This is a genomic window from Aeromonas sp. D3 (assembly GCF_027705025.1).
GTDB classification, from domain to species: Bacteria; Pseudomonadota; Gammaproteobacteria; order Enterobacterales; family Aeromonadaceae; genus Aeromonas; species Aeromonas salmonicida.
Window position 1 is genome coordinate 1 of record NZ_JAPDBE010000018.1, and the last position, 19122, is coordinate 19122.

Annotated in this window: 15 protein-coding genes; 5 read left to right on the top strand and 10 right to left on the bottom strand. The window is 58.3% G+C overall.

What is annotated here, in order from left to right; translation table 11 throughout:
- The 3 genes from OKC28_RS12045 to OKC28_RS12055 all read right to left on the bottom strand — a co-directional run.
- The coding region (locus OKC28_RS12045; protein ID WP_270689373.1) for a transposase domain-containing protein at positions 1-197 on the bottom strand (197 nt) is incomplete at its 3' end.
- Between the two features lie 127 nt (positions 198-324).
- Positions 325-1578, bottom strand: coding sequence for an NADP-dependent isocitrate dehydrogenase (gene icd, locus OKC28_RS12050; protein WP_005312750.1), 1254 nt, complete (start codon positions 1576-1578; stop codon positions 325-327).
- Positions 1579-1779: 201 nt separating this feature from the next.
- A complete protein-coding gene (locus OKC28_RS12055; protein ID WP_219590278.1) occupies positions 1780-2655 on the bottom strand; it encodes a helix-turn-helix transcriptional regulator in 876 nt (291 codons plus the stop codon).
- Between the two features lie 132 nt (positions 2656-2787).
- On the opposite strand from OKC28_RS12055, the gene manA reads away from it, so the two are divergent.
- On the top strand, positions 2788-3987 hold the full coding sequence (gene manA, locus OKC28_RS12060; protein WP_256687972.1) for a mannose-6-phosphate isomerase, class I: 1200 nt from the start codon (positions 2788-2790) through the stop codon (positions 3985-3987).
- Positions 3988-4216: 229 nt separating this feature from the next.
- On the opposite strand, the gene OKC28_RS12065 is transcribed toward manA, so the two are convergent.
- Positions 4217-4366 (bottom strand): hypothetical protein, encoded by a 150-nt coding sequence (locus OKC28_RS12065; protein ID WP_021138017.1) that lies wholly within the window; start codon positions 4364-4366, stop codon positions 4217-4219.
- 708 nt (positions 4367-5074) lie between these two features.
- Between OKC28_RS12065 and OKC28_RS12070 the strand changes: the two genes are divergently transcribed.
- From OKC28_RS12070 to OKC28_RS12085, 4 genes are all read left to right on the top strand, one after another.
- Complete coding sequence (locus tag OKC28_RS12070; RefSeq protein WP_256687970.1) at positions 5075-6982, top strand: PTS fructose transporter subunit EIIC; 1908 nt, start codon at positions 5075-5077, stop codon at positions 6980-6982.
- 484 nt (positions 6983-7466) lie between these two features.
- Entirely contained in the window at positions 7467-8687 is a 1221-nt protein-coding gene (locus tag OKC28_RS12075) for an alpha/beta hydrolase family protein (protein WP_256687968.1), read from the top strand.
- A gap of 287 nt (positions 8688-8974) precedes the next feature.
- Positions 8975-10078 (top strand): YdcF family protein, encoded by a 1104-nt coding sequence (locus tag OKC28_RS12080; protein WP_021138020.1) that lies wholly within the window; start codon positions 8975-8977, stop codon positions 10076-10078.
- A 479-nt stretch (positions 10079-10557) separates the two neighbouring features.
- A complete protein-coding gene (locus OKC28_RS12085) occupies positions 10558-12276 on the top strand; it encodes an alpha/beta hydrolase (protein WP_256687966.1) in 1719 nt (572 codons plus the stop codon).
- Between the two features lie 77 nt (positions 12277-12353).
- On the opposite strand, the gene OKC28_RS12090 is transcribed toward OKC28_RS12085, so the two are convergent.
- From OKC28_RS12090 to cyoA, 6 genes are all read right to left on the bottom strand, one after another.
- A complete protein-coding gene (locus OKC28_RS12090) occupies positions 12354-13715 on the bottom strand; it encodes an MFS transporter (protein WP_256687965.1) in 1362 nt (453 codons plus the stop codon).
- A 190-nt stretch (positions 13716-13905) separates the two neighbouring features.
- Complete coding sequence (gene cyoE / locus OKC28_RS12095; RefSeq protein ID WP_005312708.1) at positions 13906-14799, bottom strand: heme o synthase; 894 nt, start codon at positions 14797-14799, stop codon at positions 13906-13908.
- Between the two features lie 11 nt (positions 14800-14810).
- Positions 14811-15143 carry a cytochrome o ubiquinol oxidase subunit IV gene (locus OKC28_RS12100; RefSeq protein WP_005312705.1) on the bottom strand — a complete coding sequence of 111 codons (333 nt, stop codon included), beginning with the start codon at positions 15141-15143 and terminating at the stop codon, positions 14811-14813.
- Entirely contained in the window at positions 15144-15758 is a 615-nt protein-coding gene (locus OKC28_RS12105; protein ID WP_005312702.1) for a cytochrome o ubiquinol oxidase subunit III, read from the bottom strand.
- Positions 15759-15762: 4 nt separating this feature from the next.
- Positions 15763-17739, bottom strand: coding sequence for a cytochrome o ubiquinol oxidase subunit I (gene cyoB, locus OKC28_RS12110; protein WP_021138023.1), 1977 nt, complete (start codon positions 17737-17739; stop codon positions 15763-15765).
- A gap of 3 nt (positions 17740-17742) precedes the next feature.
- On the bottom strand, positions 17743-18768 hold the full coding sequence (cyoA, locus tag OKC28_RS12115) for a cytochrome o ubiquinol oxidase subunit II (protein ID WP_256687963.1): 1026 nt from the start codon (positions 18766-18768) through the stop codon (positions 17743-17745).
- Positions 18769-19122 lie beyond the last annotated feature (354 nt).

Here is a 19122-nt window from a genome sequence, read left to right on the forward strand (position 1 = left end):
GGGACGTGGCGGAACATGGCCATGCCGATGATGGCCCAGACCAGACGCTCCATGGGCATGCGGCGACGGCGCAGGGTCACGACATTCTCTTCGGCGAGCAGGGTAGTGATGAGCGCAGGGGGAATGAGGTCGGAAAGTGACTCAAACTGGGCAGCATTGCTGGCGTGAAGGAAGTCGAGGGCCTGTTCGATACGCATAAAAAATCCGAAACCAATCAATAGGTTTCGGATTTTTACACATCAGCAGGATCGGTCAATGGATCCTTAACTGATCGGCATTACGCTCATGGCGCCGGTTTTGCTTTTCAAGACCTTCTGGATCCCATTACATCTGGTCGACCATGTCCTGGGCGAACTGGGAGCAGGAGCGCAGGGTGGCGCCTTCCATCAGACGCTCGAAGTCATAGGTGACCGTCTTGTTGGCGATGGCCGCTTCCATGCCCTTGATGATGAGATCGGCCGCTTCGACCCAGCCCATGTGACGCAGCATCATCTCGGCAGAGAGGATCAGCGAACCCGGGTTGACCTTGTCCTGACCGGCATACTTGGGCGCAGTGCCGTGAGTCGCCTCGAACAGGGCCACGCCGTCGCCGATGTTGGCGCCAGGGGCGATACCGATACCACCGACCTGGGCGGCCAGGGCATCGGAAATGTAGTCACCGTTGAGGTTCATACAGGCGATGACGTCGTACTCGGCCGGACGCAGCAGTATCTGTTGCAGGAAGGCATCGGCGATGACGTCCTTGACCACGATGGTCTTGCCGGTTTTCGGGTTCTTGAAGGAGCACCAGGGGCCACCGTCGATGAGCTGGGCATCGTACTCTTTCTGGGCCAGGGCATAGCCCCAATCCTTGAAGGCACCTTCGGTGAACTTCATGATGTTGCCCTTGTGCACCAAGGTCACGGAGTCGCGATCGTTGTCGATGGCATACTCGATGGCGGCACGCACCAGACGCTCGGTACCGGCCTTGGACATGGGCTTGATGCCGATGCCGCAGGACTCGGGGAAGCGAATTTTCTTCACGCCCATCTCGTTTTGCAGGAAGGCGATCACCTTCTTGGCTTCGTCGCTGTCCGCCTTCCACTCGATACCGGCGTAGATGTCTTCGGCGTTTTCGCGGAAGATCACCATGTCAGTCAGGTCAGGACGCTTGACCGGGCTCGGGGTGCCTTCGTAGTAACGGACCGGGCGCAGGCAGATGTAGAGATCCAGCTCCTGACGCAGGGCCACGTTGAGAGAGCGAATACCGCCGCCGACCGGAGTGGTCAGCGGGCCCTTGATGGCCACGCAATATTCACGAATGAAATCCAGGGTTTCGGCCGGCAGCCAGGCACCTTCGCCATAGATATGAGTCGACTTCTCGCCGGTATAGATCTCCATCCAGGCGATCTTGCGCTCGCCTTTGTAGGCTTTCTCGACCGCGGCATTGACCACATTCAACATGGCCGGGGTCACGTCCACACCGATGCCATCCCCTTCAATAAACGGAATGATCGGATGGTTGGGAACCTGCAGCTTGCCGTTGGCATCGACTGTGATTTTCTGGCCCTGGGTCGGGATAACTACTTTGCTTTCCATCGGCATCTCCTAACTTCCGTTTGTTATCAATCTGTAAGTTGCGCGCGGCCATCTTAGCCCATTCGTTTTCATAATCAAATGGCGAGCACGCATGTCAGACCATAGTCGAGTACTGGATCACAATGCGGCCGGCTCGCTCGCCCCTGCATACATTCGACGCCATCCAGCCCTGTTGTACTCGGGCCCAGACGGCGGCATGACTCATACCACCAGCCTATCCCCCTGCCCTTGCGGCTGACTCAGGGAGCGGTACTGTGAGGGGGTCAGCCCGGTCTTTTGCTTGAACACCCGGCAAAAATAGTTCACATCGCCGTAACCACAGCGGCTCGCCACCTCTTCAAGGCGGAAGCGGTATTTTTTCAGCATGAATTTGGCCCTGTCGATCCGCACCCAGCTGATGTAATCGGCCAGGCGCATGTGGCCCTGCTCGCGAAACAGGTGGGAGAGATGGCTGGCCGACACGTTGAAGCGGTGGGCGATGGAGTCGCGGGTGATGGGGCGGTGAAAATTTTCCTGGATATAGATGCAGATGCCATGAAACAGGTCTGCCCCTCTTGGCCGCTCGGCGGCGGATTCCGCCAGCAGCTGGCGGGCACTGGTGAGCAGCGCCTGCAACAGGTGGTTGTCGGTGGGGGAGCGGCCGGGATCCTCGGTCAGCACGTTGAGCGCCGCCAGTATGTGTTCGATCACGTGGCCGGCCCGCGCCATTATGCTGTGCTTTTGCACATCGAAAAAATCCGGGTCTTCCCGTCGCTTGCTCACCAGACTGAAACCGAGCTGGCGCTTGCCAAACAGCAGGCTAAGCACCGAGCAGTCCGTGGTCCACAGCGGCTTGTTCCAACCGTTGGGGGGGATGTAGAGCGCCTGTCCCGGCAGCACGCTTATCTCCTTGCAGCCCAGCTCCTTGTCCCAGACCTGGTTGAGGTATTCGCCGCTGAACACCAGTTCGAGGCGGGGAAAGTTGACCTGATAGCTGAAACCGGGCGGCACCCCCTGATCCTGGGCAAACCAGATCTGCTCGAAAGGGGCCTGCTCATGAAGGGCGCCATCGAGCAGCTGGCTGAAGATAAGTGACATGCTGATCCTGATCAAATAGAGAGAGGCAAGCGGTTGCTGCGGCCACAACCGCCCATGTTATAGTCCGGCCCACAGCAGCAATGCCACCCTTTTCTTCACCCGACTTTCTTCACACTAAATGAGGCATCCCTTATGAGCAGTCGCGATCTGCCCTCTTTTTTGTTAATGCAAAATCCGATTCAAGGTTACGACTGGGGCAGCCATGACTCCCTCACCACTCTGTTTGGCATCCCCAATCCGGCGGGCAAACCCCAGGCCGAATTGTGGATGGGCGCCCACCCCAACGGCTGCTCCGAGGTGACCCTGGCGGGCAGTGCCCAGAAACTCTCGGCGGTGATCGACACAGCCCCGGCCGCCGCGCTGGGTAAGGCCACCGTCACCCGCTTTGGCAGCCTGCCGTTCCTGTTCAAGGTGCTGTGCGCCGAGAAGGCCCTCTCCATCCAGGTACACCCGAGCAAAGCCCAGGCCGAAGCGGGCTTTGCCAAAGAAGAAGCCGCTGGCATCCCCATCAAGGCGGGCAATCGCAACTACAAAGACCCCAATCACAAGCCGGAGCTGGTGTTTACTCTCACCCCCTATCAGGCGATGAACGGCTTTCGTGCCATTCCCGCCATTCTGGCGCTGTTCGAGCGGGTCAAGCTGGCGGCCATCGCCGATCTGGTTGCGGCCCTTGCCGCCAGCCAGAACGAAGTGGGCCTGCAGCACTTCTTCCACCAGCTGCTGATCCTCAGCTGTGAGCGCAAAGATGAGGCACTGGCGGGCCTGCTGGCCTATGCCGCCGCCCATCAGGATGAGGAGACCTTCGCCCTCATCACCAGCCTGGCCGCCCAGTACCCGGGGGATGTGGGGCTGTTCTCGCCGCTGCTGCTGAACGTGGTCACCCTGCAGCCCGGTCAGGCGATGTATCTGGATGCCTGCACCCCGCACGCCTATGTGCGCGGCACCGGCCTCGAGATCATGGCCAACTCCGACAACGTGCTGCGCGCCGGGCTCACTCCCAAGTACATAGACGTGGCCGAGCTGTTGGCCTGCACCCGCTGCTTGCCCAAGCCGGACGACCAGATCCTGCTTGCTCCCCGCATGGAAGGGGCGGTGCAGCACTTCGAGGTGCCGGTGCCGGACTTCACCTTCAGCGTCTACCCGGCGGGCGAGCACCAGCTCACCACCGCCAGCGCCGAGATCCTGTTTGCCATCGACGAGGCCGTGATCCTCAAACGCGGTGACGACACTCTGCGTCTCGAGAAGGGGCAGTCCGCTTTTATCCCTGCTGCCACCGGCCACTACCAGTTGCTGGCCGAAGGCCGGGTCGCCCGCGCCGGCAACCGCTGCTAAGGCGTGAACCCGACACGGGGTCAATGAGTGAATAAACGCACAAGGGCCATCACTGATGGCCCTTGTTGTTTTTCTTTGGAAATCATCTTCACCGTTAGCCTGCCCTGCATGACGTGTACCACCTGACCAATAAAAACCCCCACCTCCCTTGCGGGCTGTGGGGGTTGTACTTTTCTGCTTGATGACGATGACAACTGGCTTGGCTATCGGCCAGTGACAGGATCAGCGGCTACTCATCCAGTTCATCCGGTTGCCGTTCCCCTGCCCGTATCTGTTGCAGTTCATCGACTCTGGCTTGCCACTTGTCGTGGGCCTGCTTGAGCTCCTGTTGCTTGAACTCTTCACGCATGGTGTCGATCTTCTGGTCAAGTGTTTCCATCAGAATGTCTCCTTACATCATTGGGTTAGCATGACAAGGTTAAGACTGGCTGACGGCGCTATTGGCCAACCTGCTCACCTAGTCAGACACCCCAATCCCCATAACCGCCCAACGAAATAAACGATTGATTATCTATAAACCAATCTAAAAAATGGGTGATAGCATCTTATGAAGCCATGCAGCCCATGCTCCCCAAGCCGGCAGAGGACCATTCTGCCCCCCCGGATTGTGCTGCAATATCAAGGGGCTATGCATATACCCAAGGCGGCCAATCCCCTACGACTGCTTATGCCTGGCCTCCTTTCCTTGACCCGGCTTACCAGTACAGACATAGGCAGCAAAAGAAGATCCCCCTCCCCGGCAGCACTTTTGCCAAACGGCTCACATTAAAGAGGCGGTTAAAGGGTTCAACACCCCGTCCCAACCTCCCCTTTTGCAAGAGGGGGGAACCGCAACGCCTCTTGCCCATCATTCCATAAAAATAATCAAGCACTTGTTTTTAAACAGATTTAAATCCATTCAGCCCAGCGATCCCCTGACAATCAAAGTGCGAGCCTGCTCACAGGGCCGGGGCATTGACACAAAAATCCAGTAAAGGGCACATATATCCGATTTCGGTGACATGGCTTGGGCGAAACAATAGGCAGGTCAATCGTTTGCTCCGTTCGTTACTCATATCACCAGGGCTCGCAGAGCCAGGAGACACCTATGCTCACCACCTTGATAGATGAAGGACTGATCTGCCTCGACATAGCGGCCAACGACAAGCAGGGATTGTTTGTCGAACTGGCCGCGCGGCTCAAAGCCTGCGGCAAGATAGCCAATCAGGATCAGTTCGTGCGCGACCTCTGGGCGCGGGAAAACCTCGACAACACGGGTTTTGAACAGGGGGTTGCCCTGCCCCACGCCAAGAGCGAAGCCGTGTTGCAGCCCGCCATCGTCATAGGCATCAGCCGGCAGGGGATCGACTACGGCGCCGAAGATGGGCTGTCCTCCAGACTGTTCTTCATGATTGCCTCCCCGGCTGGCGGCGCCAACCAACATATCGAGGTGCTGGCCGAGCTCTCCACCAAGCTGCTGGAGCCCGGCTTTATCCCCCGGATGCAGGCGGCCACCAGCAAGGCCGAGGTGCTGTCACTGCTGGCAGCCACGGCGCCTGTCGGCGTAGCCGGCAAGCAGCCGGTACGCGCCGAGGCAGCAGCTCAACCGAAAGCCAGTGCACCTGAACCCCAGGATCGCAGCATCAAGGCACAGCTCAACACCCTCAAGCAGCACCTGCTGTTTGGCACCTCCCACATGATCCCCTTCATAGTGGCAGGGGGCGTGCTGCTGTCGCTCTCGGTGATGATGAGCGGCAAGGGCGCCGTGCCCGAGGCGGGCGTGCTCAAGGACATGGCGGACATGGGGATAGCGGGGCTCACCCTCTTTACCGCCGTGCTCGGCGGTTACATCGCCTACTCAATGGCGGACAAGCCTGGTCTGGCGCCGGGCATGATCGGCTCCTGGATAGCGGTGCAGCAGTTCCACACAGGTTTTCTCGGCGCCATCCTGGTGGGTTTCATCGCCGGGCTTATCGTCAACCAGCTCAAGCGAATAAAACTACCGGATTCCATGAGTTCGCTCGGCTCCATCTTCATCTATCCGCTGATCGGTACCTTCCTGGTGTGCGGCATCGTCATGTGGGTCATAGGTGCGCCCATCGCCGCCATGATGGAGGGGATGAACCACTGGCTCTCCAGCATGGCGGGCTCCGGCAAGGTGATGCTGGGGGCCATCCTGGGCGGCATGACCGCCTTTGACATGGGCGGCCCGGTCAACAAGGTAGCGACCCTGTTCGCCCAGACCCAGGTCAACACCCAGCCCTGGTTGATGGGCGGGGTCGGTATCGCCATCTGCGTGCCACCGCTCGGCATGGCGCTGGCGACCCTGCTCTCCCCCCGTCGCTACAAGAAGGAAGAGCGTGAAGCAGGCAAGGCGGCCGCCATCATGGGCATGATCGGCATCAGCGAGGGGGCCATTCCCTTTGCTGCCGCCGACCCGGTGCGGGTCATTCCGGCCATAGTCGCAGGCGGCATCGTCGGCAACATCACTGGCTTCATGATGCACAGCATCAACCATGCCCCCTGGGGTGGCTGGATAGTGCTACCTGTGGTCGAAGGCAAGATGGGTTATATCCTGGGAACCGTGCTCGGCGCCCTGACCACGGCCCTTATCGTCAACCTGCTGAAAAAGCCGGTCACCGAGGACGAGACAGTGGCAACCGCCGACAGCGGCTATCAGATCATCGAAGCGGAAGGGGAAGCGGACGTGCTCGCCATCACCGCTTGCCCCTCAGGGGTGGCTCACACCTTTCTCGCCGCCAAGAGCCTGCAAAAGGCGGCCGCCAAGGCAGGCATCAAGCTCAAGGTGGAGACACAAGGCGCCAACGGCATCATCAACCGTATCAGCGCCAAGGACGTAGCCAATGCTCGCTGCGTCATCCTGGCCCACGATGTGGCCATCAAGAACCGGGAGCGCTTCGCCAATATCGAGGTTATCGATGTGAAGACCAGGGAGGCCATCCACAACCCGGAAGGGCTACTGGCCCGCACCCTGGCAGGCAGCAAGGTGGCCTGACGAGGGCGTTTGATCCGATGTGCAACAGGAGGGGCCGAGGGCCCCTCCGTTTATTTCAATCCCTACATTTTCAATGCAACGCAGGTGTGAAGCGCCAACCGCCATATCATCGCCCCCCATCTGCAGAAGCGGGCATCAGCCTGACCAGGCAGGCCTCGCCTTGTATTGTGAGTCGCCCCCCCTCCAGATGCCGGGTCGCCATCAACAAACAGGCCATTGGATGATCGGGAACCGATTATCACCACGCACTGCTTTCCCTTTCGGGTTTAGCCCTTGACATGAGCAGTGAGCAATCAAGCCTCAAGGGGGTCGCATCCATGGCGCGGATGGATCACACTGGGCTGGCTAACAGGAATAAACTGACGGTGGTCAGGCTCTGTCTCTGCCTTGTGTTCGCTGACACACCCAGGACCTGCAGACGCAGAAAGCCGGGCAATGAACAGCGCCACATTGCGTATCTTTACTGGAAAATGGAGTCTTCAGGATGAGAAATTGGATTCGTCTCGGTATTTTTACCCTGCTTTTGCACATAGGCGTATCACCGGCGTTCGCCCAACAGAGCGAGCCGATTCAGGTAACGTCAGGCATCCAGTACCAGTTGATTGCACGCTGGGATCAGGATCAGCTGAACAAGATCCTGACCCGTGACACACCGGCCTTTGCCGGCATCACTGTCTCGTATACACCCGCGCGCAATGCCGTGCGCCTCTATCGCATCAGCTACCACTCCGTCATCCCCGAGATGGGCAACAAACCCACTGTGGCCTCTGGCCTGCTGGCTGTGCCTGACACCGGTGGCCAGGACTTTCCGACGGTCTCCTATCAGCACGGCACCGTCTATGGTCACAATGAGGTGCCCTCCTTTGCCGATCAGTCACCGGAAACCCAGTTGATGATCGCGCAGTTCGCGGGTCAGGGGTACCTGCTCATCGGTGCCGACTACTTTGGTCTCGGCACCTCGACCGAACCGGAAGGCTATATGGTCAAGGGCAGCCATCAACAGGCCACATTTGATCTGCTGATGGCCAGCCGCGCTGTGCTCGCCCACATGCAGATCGTCAGCGACAAGCTGTTTCTGGCAGGCTGGTCACAGGGGGGCTTCGTGACCATGGCCTTCCTCGAGAAACTCGAAGCGGCCGGGGTCAAGGTCGATGGCGCCGCCACCGCCAGCGCACCGCTGGATGTCTACGCCTTGATGCAGGGCTTTCTGGTCTACCCACGCAAGTTCGATGCCGTCTGGCTCAACAGCATCATGATCCTCTCATCCTTTGCCTACGAGCATTACTACGGCATACCCGGGCTCGCCCGCTCCTTGCTGACCGACGAGTATTACGACATTGCCAAGAAGGCCTATGACAGAGAGCCCTTCAATCCGTCCGACATCACCACGGATCTGCACAAGCTGATCCGCCCTGCCTATTTCGACCCTCACTATTTTGCCAACTCGGCGTTCGGCAAGCTGATCGGCTCAGCACACGCCTACCGCTGGGTCATACAGTCGCCGGTACGCAACTACTACGGGGAAACCGATGAGGCAATCACACCGGGAGTCGGTCGTATGGCGATGATGTATGCCCAATCCATGGGGTCGGGCAACCAGAACGTCAAAGCCATCTCGACTGGCCCGACTACCCATCGCGGCACCTTCGCCACCGCAGTCCCCCAGTGGAAAGCCTGGTTCGACAAGGTCGCGAAGCCGGAGTGACCTCGGCACCGACAGCACGTCCCCCCCGGCAAAACGTCGGGGGGCAGGTGACAAACACACCCTGCCCCGGTATCTACATTGGTATCGGTTCTTTGCTCTGCATTGCCGAACTGGCGGCTCTCTTTGGCCCCACCACTACAGCCCATCCCCCGATAACCGAAGCGGTTCACGTTTTTTTCATCTGAAAAGGAGTAGAGTGGGCAATCATCAAGTTGATGTTTTTATTGAAAAAGCCCCTACGGGTCATGCGATGGCATAGCGCCCTTAACCCTCGGTGGAACGCCATGATGAAGAAAAATGCGGTTGCCCTGACCCTGGCCAGTCTGTTGATGTTGCCAGCGTTTATCCCCTCCAATGCCTGGGCGACCTCGGTGCGCTCCCTGCAAAAGGAGCAAAATTACGAACAGTACATCAGCAAGCGCCAGGTGGTTGATCAACTGCTGGCGGACGCCTGGCAGGTCTTCAAGTCGCCGGCTCGCATCTCCACTGCCGGGTTCACCGCCAAGATGCCGAGCAACATGGAGCAGGTCACAGAACTGCTGCTGCAAGCCTATCAACTCGAACCCTACCGCACCGACCTGTTGATCTCGGCAGCCAACGCCCAGATTTACAACGGCAACGTGGACAAGGCCATCACACTGTTCGAGCAGGGTCTCAGCACGGCGCCAGACGATCTGGATCTGAACACCTATCTCGCCACCTGGCAGCGCTTCAAAGGCAATCAGGGCAAGGCTGATGACTATTTCAAGCGGGTGAGCGAGCTCAACAGCGGCCGCGCCGCCGATCTGAAACGCATCTTCGACACCATAGACAGAGTCAATGCCACTCCGCTCAAGGAGCGTCAGGGCCGGGAAAAGAAAAAGGGACGGCAAGCCATCGTCACCCTGGGGTATGCCCTCAACCCGGATGGCAGCATGCACGAGATCCTGCTGGGCAGGCTGGAGACCACCCGCTCCCTGGCCCAGGCCAATCCGTCTGCGCTGATCATACTGACAGGTGGCGTGCCCCAGAACCGCCAGACCGAAGGCAAGCTGATGGCCGACTGGCTGGTAAAGAAAGGGGTAGATCGCTCGCGCATCATTGAGGAGAACTACGCCACCAGCACGGTGGAAAATGCCCTCTACAGCGGCTATGCCCTGGCCCGTCACCAGATCCAGTATGCGACCCTGGTGAGCTCCGCCAGCCACGTGCGCCGTGGCCAGACCCTGCTGGAGATTGCCTGCTGGCAGAGCGGTCCCGCCGGGATCCAGATAGACAGCGTCAGCTACCCGGACAAGCCGCTCTCGGCACTGGCCAAGGTGAGCGACAGCGAACTGCTCGGCATCTACCGCGATGCGCTGCGCACCTATGGCCTCTGGAGTTACCGCTCCGCCCCCCTGCTGGAGCGCTAATAGCCAGCACTCGGCCAGAAAATAAACATGCCCACTTCATGAGTGGGTGTTTTTATTTGGTCCGCTCTCGCCCGGATGGCGACAGCTCACTATTATCTTATTTATCATCCACAGCAAGAAGCCGCCAGCGTGGCGAAAAGGCAACCAAAATACAGGCTGCAACAGCAGCCGCAGATAGCGGCCATCATCAAGTCGCCTATATTGAAAACTATATTGGCAACCTGGCAGACAAGGTAACGAAACCCAAAGATAACACATAAAGCTTTGTTTTATTTCATATTTTCATTTGATAGCACAGGGGTGATAAAATTGAAAATAATGGTTCTGCACACAACAGTTACTATCTATCTTCTTATTTAATGCCTTTCATTTATTTTTGATATAAACAACAGCAATATTTTCACACAATTAATCACTGCATTTCATCTTGTTCATTCGCTTACCATCCGCTTGTTCAGGCAATACGATGGAAACAAACGATGAAATACACGCTGATGATCTCTCTACTGGCACCCACCCTGTTGGCGGGCTGTGAACTGGAAAAGAAAGAGGAGCCCCCCTTCAAGGGGCAACATATCACCGCCGCCTATGACACAGGTGTCGTCTGTCGCCAATTGCAGCAGGAGTGGCAGCAAGATGACATCGCCAGTCAGCTCAGTTGCCACTACCTGACGGTACCACTGAATTACGACAAGGAGTGGGTCGACGTCAAACAGACCAAATGGGAGAAGCGCCCTGCGCCCACCACAGCAACCTCCTTCCTTTCCGGCAACACGACTCGCTTCTCATCCCCTTCCTGGTCAGATAGCACAACCCGGTTCTCGACTCCCTCCTGGTCAAACGGCATCGACCTGGGTCAGGTCAAGCAGGAGACCCGCAAGGTCAAGGGTGACAATATCGATCTCTTCTATGTGCACTATCGCGCCAGCGGCGACTATCGCGGCACCCTCTTTTTCAACCCGGGCGGCCCCGATTCAGCAACCCCGAGGATGGGCCCCCTGCTCACCGCGCTGCGCAATGCCGATCCTGACATTCTCAGACATTACGATATCGTCACCATGGACCCCAGAGGGGCTGGTTACAGTGCACTAGGACACGAGCTCAGAAGCTGCCTGCTAAAAGACAAAGACGGCGTCAAACCTGACATGACCCCAAGCGAGCTCGCCAGATTATTCATTGAACGGGACAAGGGCGCCCTGTCGGCGCTGAACAACAGCGGCGATCACGGCAAGGCTCTCAGCAAACTGATACTGGAACGCTGCGACGAGCCATTTCGTCGTTACGCCCCCCATCTGGGCTCCCAGGCCATAGTGCAGGACATGGATCGCCTGCGTCAGCACCTGGGGCGCGACCGGATCACCCCCATCACCTTCTCCTACGGCACCCGCCTCGCCGCCCTCTATGCCGCCCGATATCCGAGCCACGTGGCAAATCTGGTGGTCGATTCGCCGATGTCCCCCACCGAGAGCCGCTACCCGGTCATCTTCCGCGGCGATGCCGAGAATGCCAATCGCATCCTTGAGTGGCGCTTCGGGGCCGAGGCGTTGCAACGCAGCATGGTGGTGACCCGGCAGGTACGCGACAGCGGCCGCTATGTGGATAATCAGGGCAATGTGCTCGACCGCACCCACTGGGAAGATGTGATGAGCGATGCCATCAGCGGCAGCCAGCACGCCGATCAGCTCGCCTTCTGGCAGCAGGATGATGCCGGCCCCCTGTTGGCCCGCCTCACCCAGGAGCAGGACGGCGAGACGCCCTACCAGGATCTGCTGGAAATGCCCTTCTTCAGCACCATCCACTGCACCGACAATAGCGAGCCCTATGGCTGGCAGGCGCTGGATGCGGAAGATGCTGCCTTCCAGGGCGCGGGCGCCCTGCTGCTGGCCAAGAGCTTCCACACCTGCGCCGACTGGCCTTACCCCCGTCAGCCCATCGCGACTGTTGGCGCCGGCGAGATCAAGCTCCCGGCCGATGCAAAGGCCCTGGTGCTCGGCGCCGAGTTCGATCCCAACACCCCGTTTGAAGGCGCCCGCCAGATGCAGGCGGCCTTTGGCAGCGCCGCCCGTCTGGTGCGGGTGGAGCAGAGCAACCGGCACGGCCAGCTGTACTCTTCACAGTGTGCCAGGAACGCCCTCAGCACCCTGCTGCTGGGCGACAGGCAAACACTGGTGCGGGAGCAAAGCTGCAAGGCTGATTGAGCAATTGCCCTACCCCACAAAAAACAAACAAGAAGCCCGCCGAATTGGCGGGCTTCTTTATCGATGGCACAAAGAGATCAGGCGGCGATCAACTGCTCCAGATCTTGGCGAGTGAGGCGCTTGGCATCGATTTTCACGTACACAGAGTGCTCTGCACTGGCCAGCATCACATCGCTCACCCCATCGCAGGCGCGGATCTTCTGCTCCAGCGCCGGACTCGCCTCCACACCTTCCGGCAGCACGATGCGCAGGCTGCTCACATAGGGGGGCTCCTGCATGGTCAGGCTCACACCGAGCCAGATCAGGGCCAGCAGGGCGCAGCAACCAAACACCAGTGCACCGCCTCCCAGACTGTAAAAGAGCCCGCCCAGGCTGCCACCGAGAGCCACGCCAATAAACTGGCTGGTGGAGTAGACCCCCATGGCGGTGCCCTTGTAACCGGGGGGGGACTCCTTGCTGATGAGGGATGGCAACAGGGCCTCCATTACGTTGAAACCGATAAAGAAGAGCTGCAACCCGGCGAGCAGGCCCCACAGCTGCAACCCGGCCTGCCACAGCACCACTTCGGCGATCAGCATCACCAGCACGCAGATCTGGAATACCCGCTTCATCTGGCGGTGCTTCTCGGCATAGATGATGAACGGCACCACGCTCACAAAGGCGACCAGCATGGTGAACAGATAGGCCTGCCACTGACTGTCGCGGGGCAGACCGGCCTGCTCCAGCAGTGGCGGCAACGCCACGAAGCTCGACATCAGCAGGGTATGGACGCACAAAATGCCGAGGTTGAGTTTGAGCAGGCGCGGGTTGGTGAGCACGGTGCGCATCCCCCCCCTGACCATGCTGGACTCGCGGTTGAGCAGATGACTGGTCGGGGTCGGCACCAGCCAGAGAGTGATGCCAATGCCCCCCAGGGCCAGCAAGGCTATCAGCCAGAACAGGCCGGAGAGCCCCAGCGCATGGGTAATCAGGGGGCCCGTCACCATGGCAATGGCGAAGGTGATGCCAAAGCTCACCCCGATAAAGGCCATCGCCTTGGTGCGGTTCTGCTCGCGGGTGAGATCCGAGAGCAGCGCCATCACGGCAGCCGAGATGGCACCGCTGCCCTGCAAGGCGCGGCCGAGGATGACGCCCCAGATGGAATGGGTCAGTGCCGCGATCACGCTGCCCAACGCAAACATCAGCAGGCCGCCGACGATCAAGGGCTTTCTGCCGATGCGATCGGAGAGCAGGCCGAACGGGATCTGGAACAGCGCCTGGGTCATGCCGTAGATGCCGATGGCCAGACCAATCAGGGCCTCGGAGGCGCCGGCCAGTGACATGCCATAGGTAGTCAGCACCGGCAGCACCATAAACATGCCGAGCATGCGCAAAGAGAAGACGGAGCCGAGCGCCCAGGTGGCGCGGCGCTCGCCCCTCGTCATGGTGAAATCATTCATGATGGCCTCGATAGGTCAAAGAGAGAGAAGAGAAAAGGGGCGGATGACAAGGCACACCACACCCGAAAAAGCCGACAATGCGCCCCAGAGGGCGGGCCTCATAATAACAGAGCCGGGAAGGTTCCCGGCTCTGGATTCTATTGATTTTCCTGGGTTGCATCACAGCCTTGGGAGCTGGAGACACGGACCATCAGGGCAGCATGCTCACCAGCACGGGCGTCGCGTCCGGCTGGAAGTCCACCGACATCATCACGCTCAGGCAAGTAATGGTGACGATGGAGAACATGAACAGCTTGCGGGCCCAGAGGGAGTCATCGACCGCCTGCTTGTAACCCGACAGCGCCATGCCCAGCCACCAGACGCTGACCGCAGTGGCCACGATCAGATACTTGTAACCGGCGTAACCGCCGAGGAACAGCATCAGGGTCGGCACCATGAAGGCCAGTATGTAGAGGGTGATGTGGTGTTTGGCCACGACAATCCCCTTCACCACCGGCAGCACGGGTATGTTGGCGGCCTGATAATCCTTGAAGCGGAAGATGGCAATCGCATAGGAGTGCGGCATCTGCCACAGGCTGAAGATCGCCAGCAGTATCAAGGCCCCCGAGTCGAACTGGCCGCTCACGGCGCAGTAGCCGATGACGGGTGGCGCGGCACCCGAAAGGCTGCCAACCAGGGTGCCGTAAACCGAATGACGCTTCATGTAGAGGCTGTAGACCCCCACATAGACAATGAAGCCCAGCACCGCCAGCAAGGCGGCCAACGGATTGGCCGCCCAGTAGAGCAGTGCAATGCCCGCAACACCGAGCGCGCTCGCATACCAGAGCGAGACGCCGGGGGCGATAAGCCCCCTCACCAGAGCGCGGTTTTTGGTACGCTCCATGATGCAGTCGATGTCCCTGTCTATGTAGTTGTTGAACACACAACCGGAGGCCACCACCAGTGAGACACCGGCCATGGTCAGGATGAACAGGGGCACATCCAGGCTCCCCTTGGACGCCAGCAGGAATCCCCCGATAACCGAGATGAGGTTACCGAAGATGATGCCCGGCTTGGTCACTTGCAGGTATTGCTTCATCATCATTGCCAACCTGCTCAGTGAACCATCATGTTGATGTTGAGGTTGTACATGATCCACAGGGAACCCACGACCACGATGGCGATGATGAGCACGGTAAACACCAGTGCCACCAGGTTCCAGCGCTCCTCGGACGAGGTGTTCATGTGCAGGAAGTAAACCAGATGCACGAAGATCTGCACCACCGCCATGGCCACCACTGTGATCAGCATGGTCTGGTGGGTGAAGCCCCCGTCCATCACCATCCAGAACGGGATGGCTGTCAGTATGACTGACAGCACGAAGCCGATCAGATAGCTCTTGGCACTGCCGTGGCTGGCGCCATGATTGTCAACGCTATGAGTGCTCATTTACATTGCTCCCATCAGATAGACCACGGTAAACACGCAGATCCACACCACATCCAGGAAGTGCCAGAACAGGCTCAGGCACATCAGACGGGAACGGGTGCGATCAGTCAGCCCCTTCTTGGCTACCAGCACCATCATGACGATCAGCCAGATGAGACCGCTGGTCACGTGGATGCCGTGAGTGCCAACCAGGGTAAAGAAGGCGGAGAGGAAGGCACTGCGATCCGGGCCATAACCCTCGGCAATCAGGTGATGGAATTCGTAGATTTCCATCGCGATGAAGCCGGCGCCCAGCACAAAGGTCACCAGCAACCAGCCATTGACGGCAGCAGCACGGCCCTTGTTCATGGCCAGCATGGCAAAGCCGAAGGTGATGCTGCTAAACAGCAGCAGCATGGTTTCGGCAAACACGAACGGCAGTTCGAAAATATCCTTGCCGCTGGGGCCGCCGGCGGTGCCGTTGACCAGGACTGCATAGGTTGCAAACAGACATGCAAACAGGATGCAGTCACTCATCAGGTAGATCCAGAAACCGAATACCTTGTTGGCTCCGGCATCATGGTGCCCATGGTCATGGGCACCCTCGTGAGTGTGATGTAGAACGTCGGTCGCCATGGCGTCACGCCCCCTTGTTGATGTTGGCAAAATGCTGACCTTCGATGCGTTCGATCTCGTCAACCTGCACGTAGTAGTCCACATCATCGTTGAAGCTGTGGATGATCCAGGTGGCAATCATGGCGACGAAAGCGGCAATCGCCATCCACCAGATGTGCCAGATCATGGCAAAGCCGAACAGGGCACTGAAGCCTGCGATGATGACACCCGCCCCTGTGTTTTTGGGCATGTGGATCGGCGCATACTGCTTGGGCTGCTGATAGGCGGTGCCGTTTTGCTTGGCTTCCCAGAATGCATCCAGACCTGTGATGGTCGGCTCGATGGCGAAGTTGTAGAAGGGCGGCGGTGAAGAGGTCGCCCACTCCAGGGTACGGCCACCCCAGGGATCGCCAGTCAGATCGCGATTCTTCTCGCGGTCACGGATACTGACCACCACCTGGATCACCTGGCACAAGACGCCAATGGCAATCAGGCCGGCACCCACGGCGGCCACGACCAGCCAGGGGTGGAAGGCCGGATCCAGCTGCTGGCTGACCCGACGGGTCATGCCCATGAAGCCCAGCACGTAGAGCGGCATGAAGGCCACGAAGAAGCCGACAATCCAGAACCAGAAGGAGCGCTTGCCCCAGGTTTCGTCCAGGGTGAAGCCGAACGCCTTGGGGAACCAGTAGGTGATACCGGCGAAGCAGCCAAACACCACGCCGCCGATGATGACGTTGTGGAAGTGGGCGATCAGGAACAGGCTGTTGTGCAGCACGAAGTTCGCAGCCGGTACCGACAGCAGTACCCCCGTCATGCCACCTATGGTGAAGGTGATGATGAACCCTATGGTCCACAGCATGGGCGAGGTGAACTCGATGCGACCACGGTACATGGTGAACAGCCAGTTGAAGATCTTCACCCCGGTCGGGATGGAGATGATCATGGTGGTGATGCCGAAGAAGGCATTCACGTTGGCGCCGGACCCCATGGTAAAGAAGTGGTGCAACCAGACGATGAAGGAGAGCACGGTAATGGCGATGGTCGCCCACACCAGCGAGGTGTAACCGAACAACTTCTTCTTGCAGAAGGTCGCCACCACTTCCGAGAAGATCCCGAACACTGGCAGTACCAGGATATACACTTCGGGATGGCCCCAGGCCCAGATGAGGTTGATGTACATCATCATGTTGCCACCCATGTCATTGGTAAAGAAATGGGTGCCGAGGTAACGGTCAGCGGTGAGCAGTGCCACAGTGACGGTCAGGATCGGGAAGGAGGCGATGATCAAAATGTTGGCGCACAAGGCAGTCCAGGTGAACACCGGCAGACGCATCATGGTCATGCCGGGGGCACGCATCTTGATGATGGTGGCGAAGAAGTTGACGCCGGTCAGCAAGGTACCCAGCCCCGAGATCTGCAGACTCCAGATCCAGTAATCCACCCCGACCCCCGGGCTGTATTCCAGACCAGAGAGTGGCGGATACGCCAGCCAGCCGGTCTGGGCAAACTCGCCGACCGCCAGGGAGACGTTGATCAACACAACGGCGGCGGCGGTGAACCAGAAGCTGATGTTGTTGAGGAAGGGGAAGGCCACATCACGGGCACCGATCTGCAGCGGTACCACTATGTTCATCAGACCTATTACCAGCGGCATGGCCACGAAGAAGATCATGATGACACCGTGAGCGGTGAAGATCTGGTCGTAGTGGTGGGGCGGCAAAATGCCATCGCCACCGGCCGAGGCCATCACCTGCTGGGTACGCATCATCACCGCATCGGCAAAGCCGCGCAGCAGCATGATCATGCCGAGGATCAGATACATGACCCCCAGACGCTTGTGGTCGACCGAGGTGAACCACTCTTTCCACAGATACTGCCACTTGCCGAAATAGGTGATCAGCCCGGCAATGCCGAGGCCACCCAGAATGATACCGGCCACAGTCACCATGATGATGGGTTCATGGTACGGAATGGCATCGAGCGTTAATTTTCCAAACATCAGTTATTCCTCGGATCCCGCTTTCACAGAGTTGTCATCCGTCGGCATCGTCATATGCCCGGCATGATCCATTTGTGTGTCATGCGCCATGGCGTCATGGTTCATTGTTTGCTGATCCATGGTGGTGTGATCCATGGTCTCGCCGTGCGCCATCCCTTTATGCTCACCGTGGCCCATGTCACCCATGAACTTGTTGATCAGGTTGACGAACAGTCCCGGATCGGCGCTGGAGAAATACTCCACCGGATGGTATTCGGTCGGCTTGGCCAGGGCATCGAACTCCGCCATTGTGGTGAGCTGCTTGGGCGATTGTTTCACCTTGGCGACCCAGGCGTCGAAACCTGCCTGATCCTGCGTGGCGATGGCCTTGAACTTCATCCCGGAGAAACCGGCACCGCTATAGCTGCTGGAGATGCCGTCATATTTCCCGGCTTCATTGGCGATGAGATGCAGCTTGGTCTGCATACCGGCCATGGCATAAATTTGCCCGCCCAGTTTGGGAATGAAGAAGGAGTTCATGACGGTGTCAGACGTCACCCGGAAATTCACCGGCGTGTTGACCGGGAAGGCCAATTCATTGACCGAGGCAATCCCCAACTCCGGGTAGACAAACAACCATTTCCAGTCGAGGGAAATAACATCGACCAGGATCGGTTTGGCCTCGGAATCGAGCGGCTTGTAAGGGTCCAGCTCGTGGGATGTTTTCCAGGTGATGGTCGCCAGAATGACGACGATAATGACGGGAACGGTCCAGACAACCGCTTCAATCTTGTTGGAGTGAGACCAATCCGGGGTATATTTGGCGTCGGTATTGGATGCCCTGTATTTACGGGCAAATACCACTGCCATAATAATCACAGGGATCACCACAATTAACATCAGCCCCAAGGCGGTTAATATCAGTGATTTCTGCTCCAGACCAATCTGCCCTTTGGGGTTCATCAACGCCATGTCGCAGCCGGTCAGCAAGCTGGCCGATGCGATCAACAGCAAAGCACCCAAGCCCCTCTTTAATTCAAAAGGTCTCATGCAGTGTCCTCATCATTCGCAGGCGTAAAGGTATAAAAAAAGCGCATCATTATATTGCATTGAGAATGGATGTAAACAAGGTGGGAAATTAATCTGCAAGTTGTTTTCTGTTTGGAGGTGACCTGTGATGTATGTTAATGCCTTGACAGCCGCCATTTTCACAAGGCTGTGCAATTATTCACCAGCAGCATTGATTTCATTTCAATCAGAATTAGCTCAGCAAGTGAACAGTCAGTTTTAAACCCTTTATTTAATGCGGTTAAATGACTTTTCCTGTATTTACGTCAGTTGCAAGCGGCCCTGTTTTCAACAATGGAAATAACCACATAAAAAGCAGATATAAAGACTCTTACA

Coding starts and splice junctions, on each gene's coding strand:
- icd (WP_005312750.1), bottom strand. CDS start 1,578: ATGGAAAGCAAAGTAGTTATCCCGACCCAGGGCCAGAAAATCACAGTC.
- OKC28_RS12055 (WP_219590278.1), bottom strand. CDS start 2,655: ATGTCACTTATCTTCAGCCAGCTGCTCGATGGCGCCCTTCATGAGCAG.
- manA (WP_256687972.1), top strand. CDS start 2,788: ATGAGCAGTCGCGATCTGCCCTCTTTTTTGTTAATGCAAAATCCGATT.
- OKC28_RS12065 (WP_021138017.1), bottom strand. CDS start 4,366: ATGGAAACACTTGACCAGAAGATCGACACCATGCGTGAAGAGTTCAAG.
- OKC28_RS12070 (WP_256687970.1), top strand. CDS start 5,075: ATGCTCACCACCTTGATAGATGAAGGACTGATCTGCCTCGACATAGCG.
- OKC28_RS12075 (WP_256687968.1), top strand. CDS start 7,467: ATGAGAAATTGGATTCGTCTCGGTATTTTTACCCTGCTTTTGCACATA.
- OKC28_RS12080 (WP_021138020.1), top strand. CDS start 8,975: ATGAAGAAAAATGCGGTTGCCCTGACCCTGGCCAGTCTGTTGATGTTG.
- OKC28_RS12085 (WP_256687966.1), top strand. CDS start 10,558: ATGAAATACACGCTGATGATCTCTCTACTGGCACCCACCCTGTTGGCG.
- OKC28_RS12090 (WP_256687965.1), bottom strand. CDS start 13,715: ATGAATGATTTCACCATGACGAGGGGCGAGCGCCGCGCCACCTGGGCG.
- cyoE (WP_005312708.1), bottom strand. CDS start 14,799: ATGATGATGAAGCAATACCTGCAAGTGACCAAGCCGGGCATCATCTTC.
- OKC28_RS12100 (WP_005312705.1), bottom strand. CDS start 15,143: ATGAGCACTCATAGCGTTGACAATCATGGCGCCAGCCACGGCAGTGCC.
- OKC28_RS12105 (WP_005312702.1), bottom strand. CDS start 15,758: ATGGCGACCGACGTTCTACATCACACTCACGAGGGTGCCCATGACCAT.
- cyoB (WP_021138023.1), bottom strand. CDS start 17,739: ATGTTTGGAAAATTAACGCTCGATGCCATTCCGTACCATGAACCCATC.
- cyoA (WP_256687963.1), bottom strand. CDS start 18,768: ATGAGACCTTTTGAATTAAAGAGGGGCTTGGGTGCTTTGCTGTTGATC.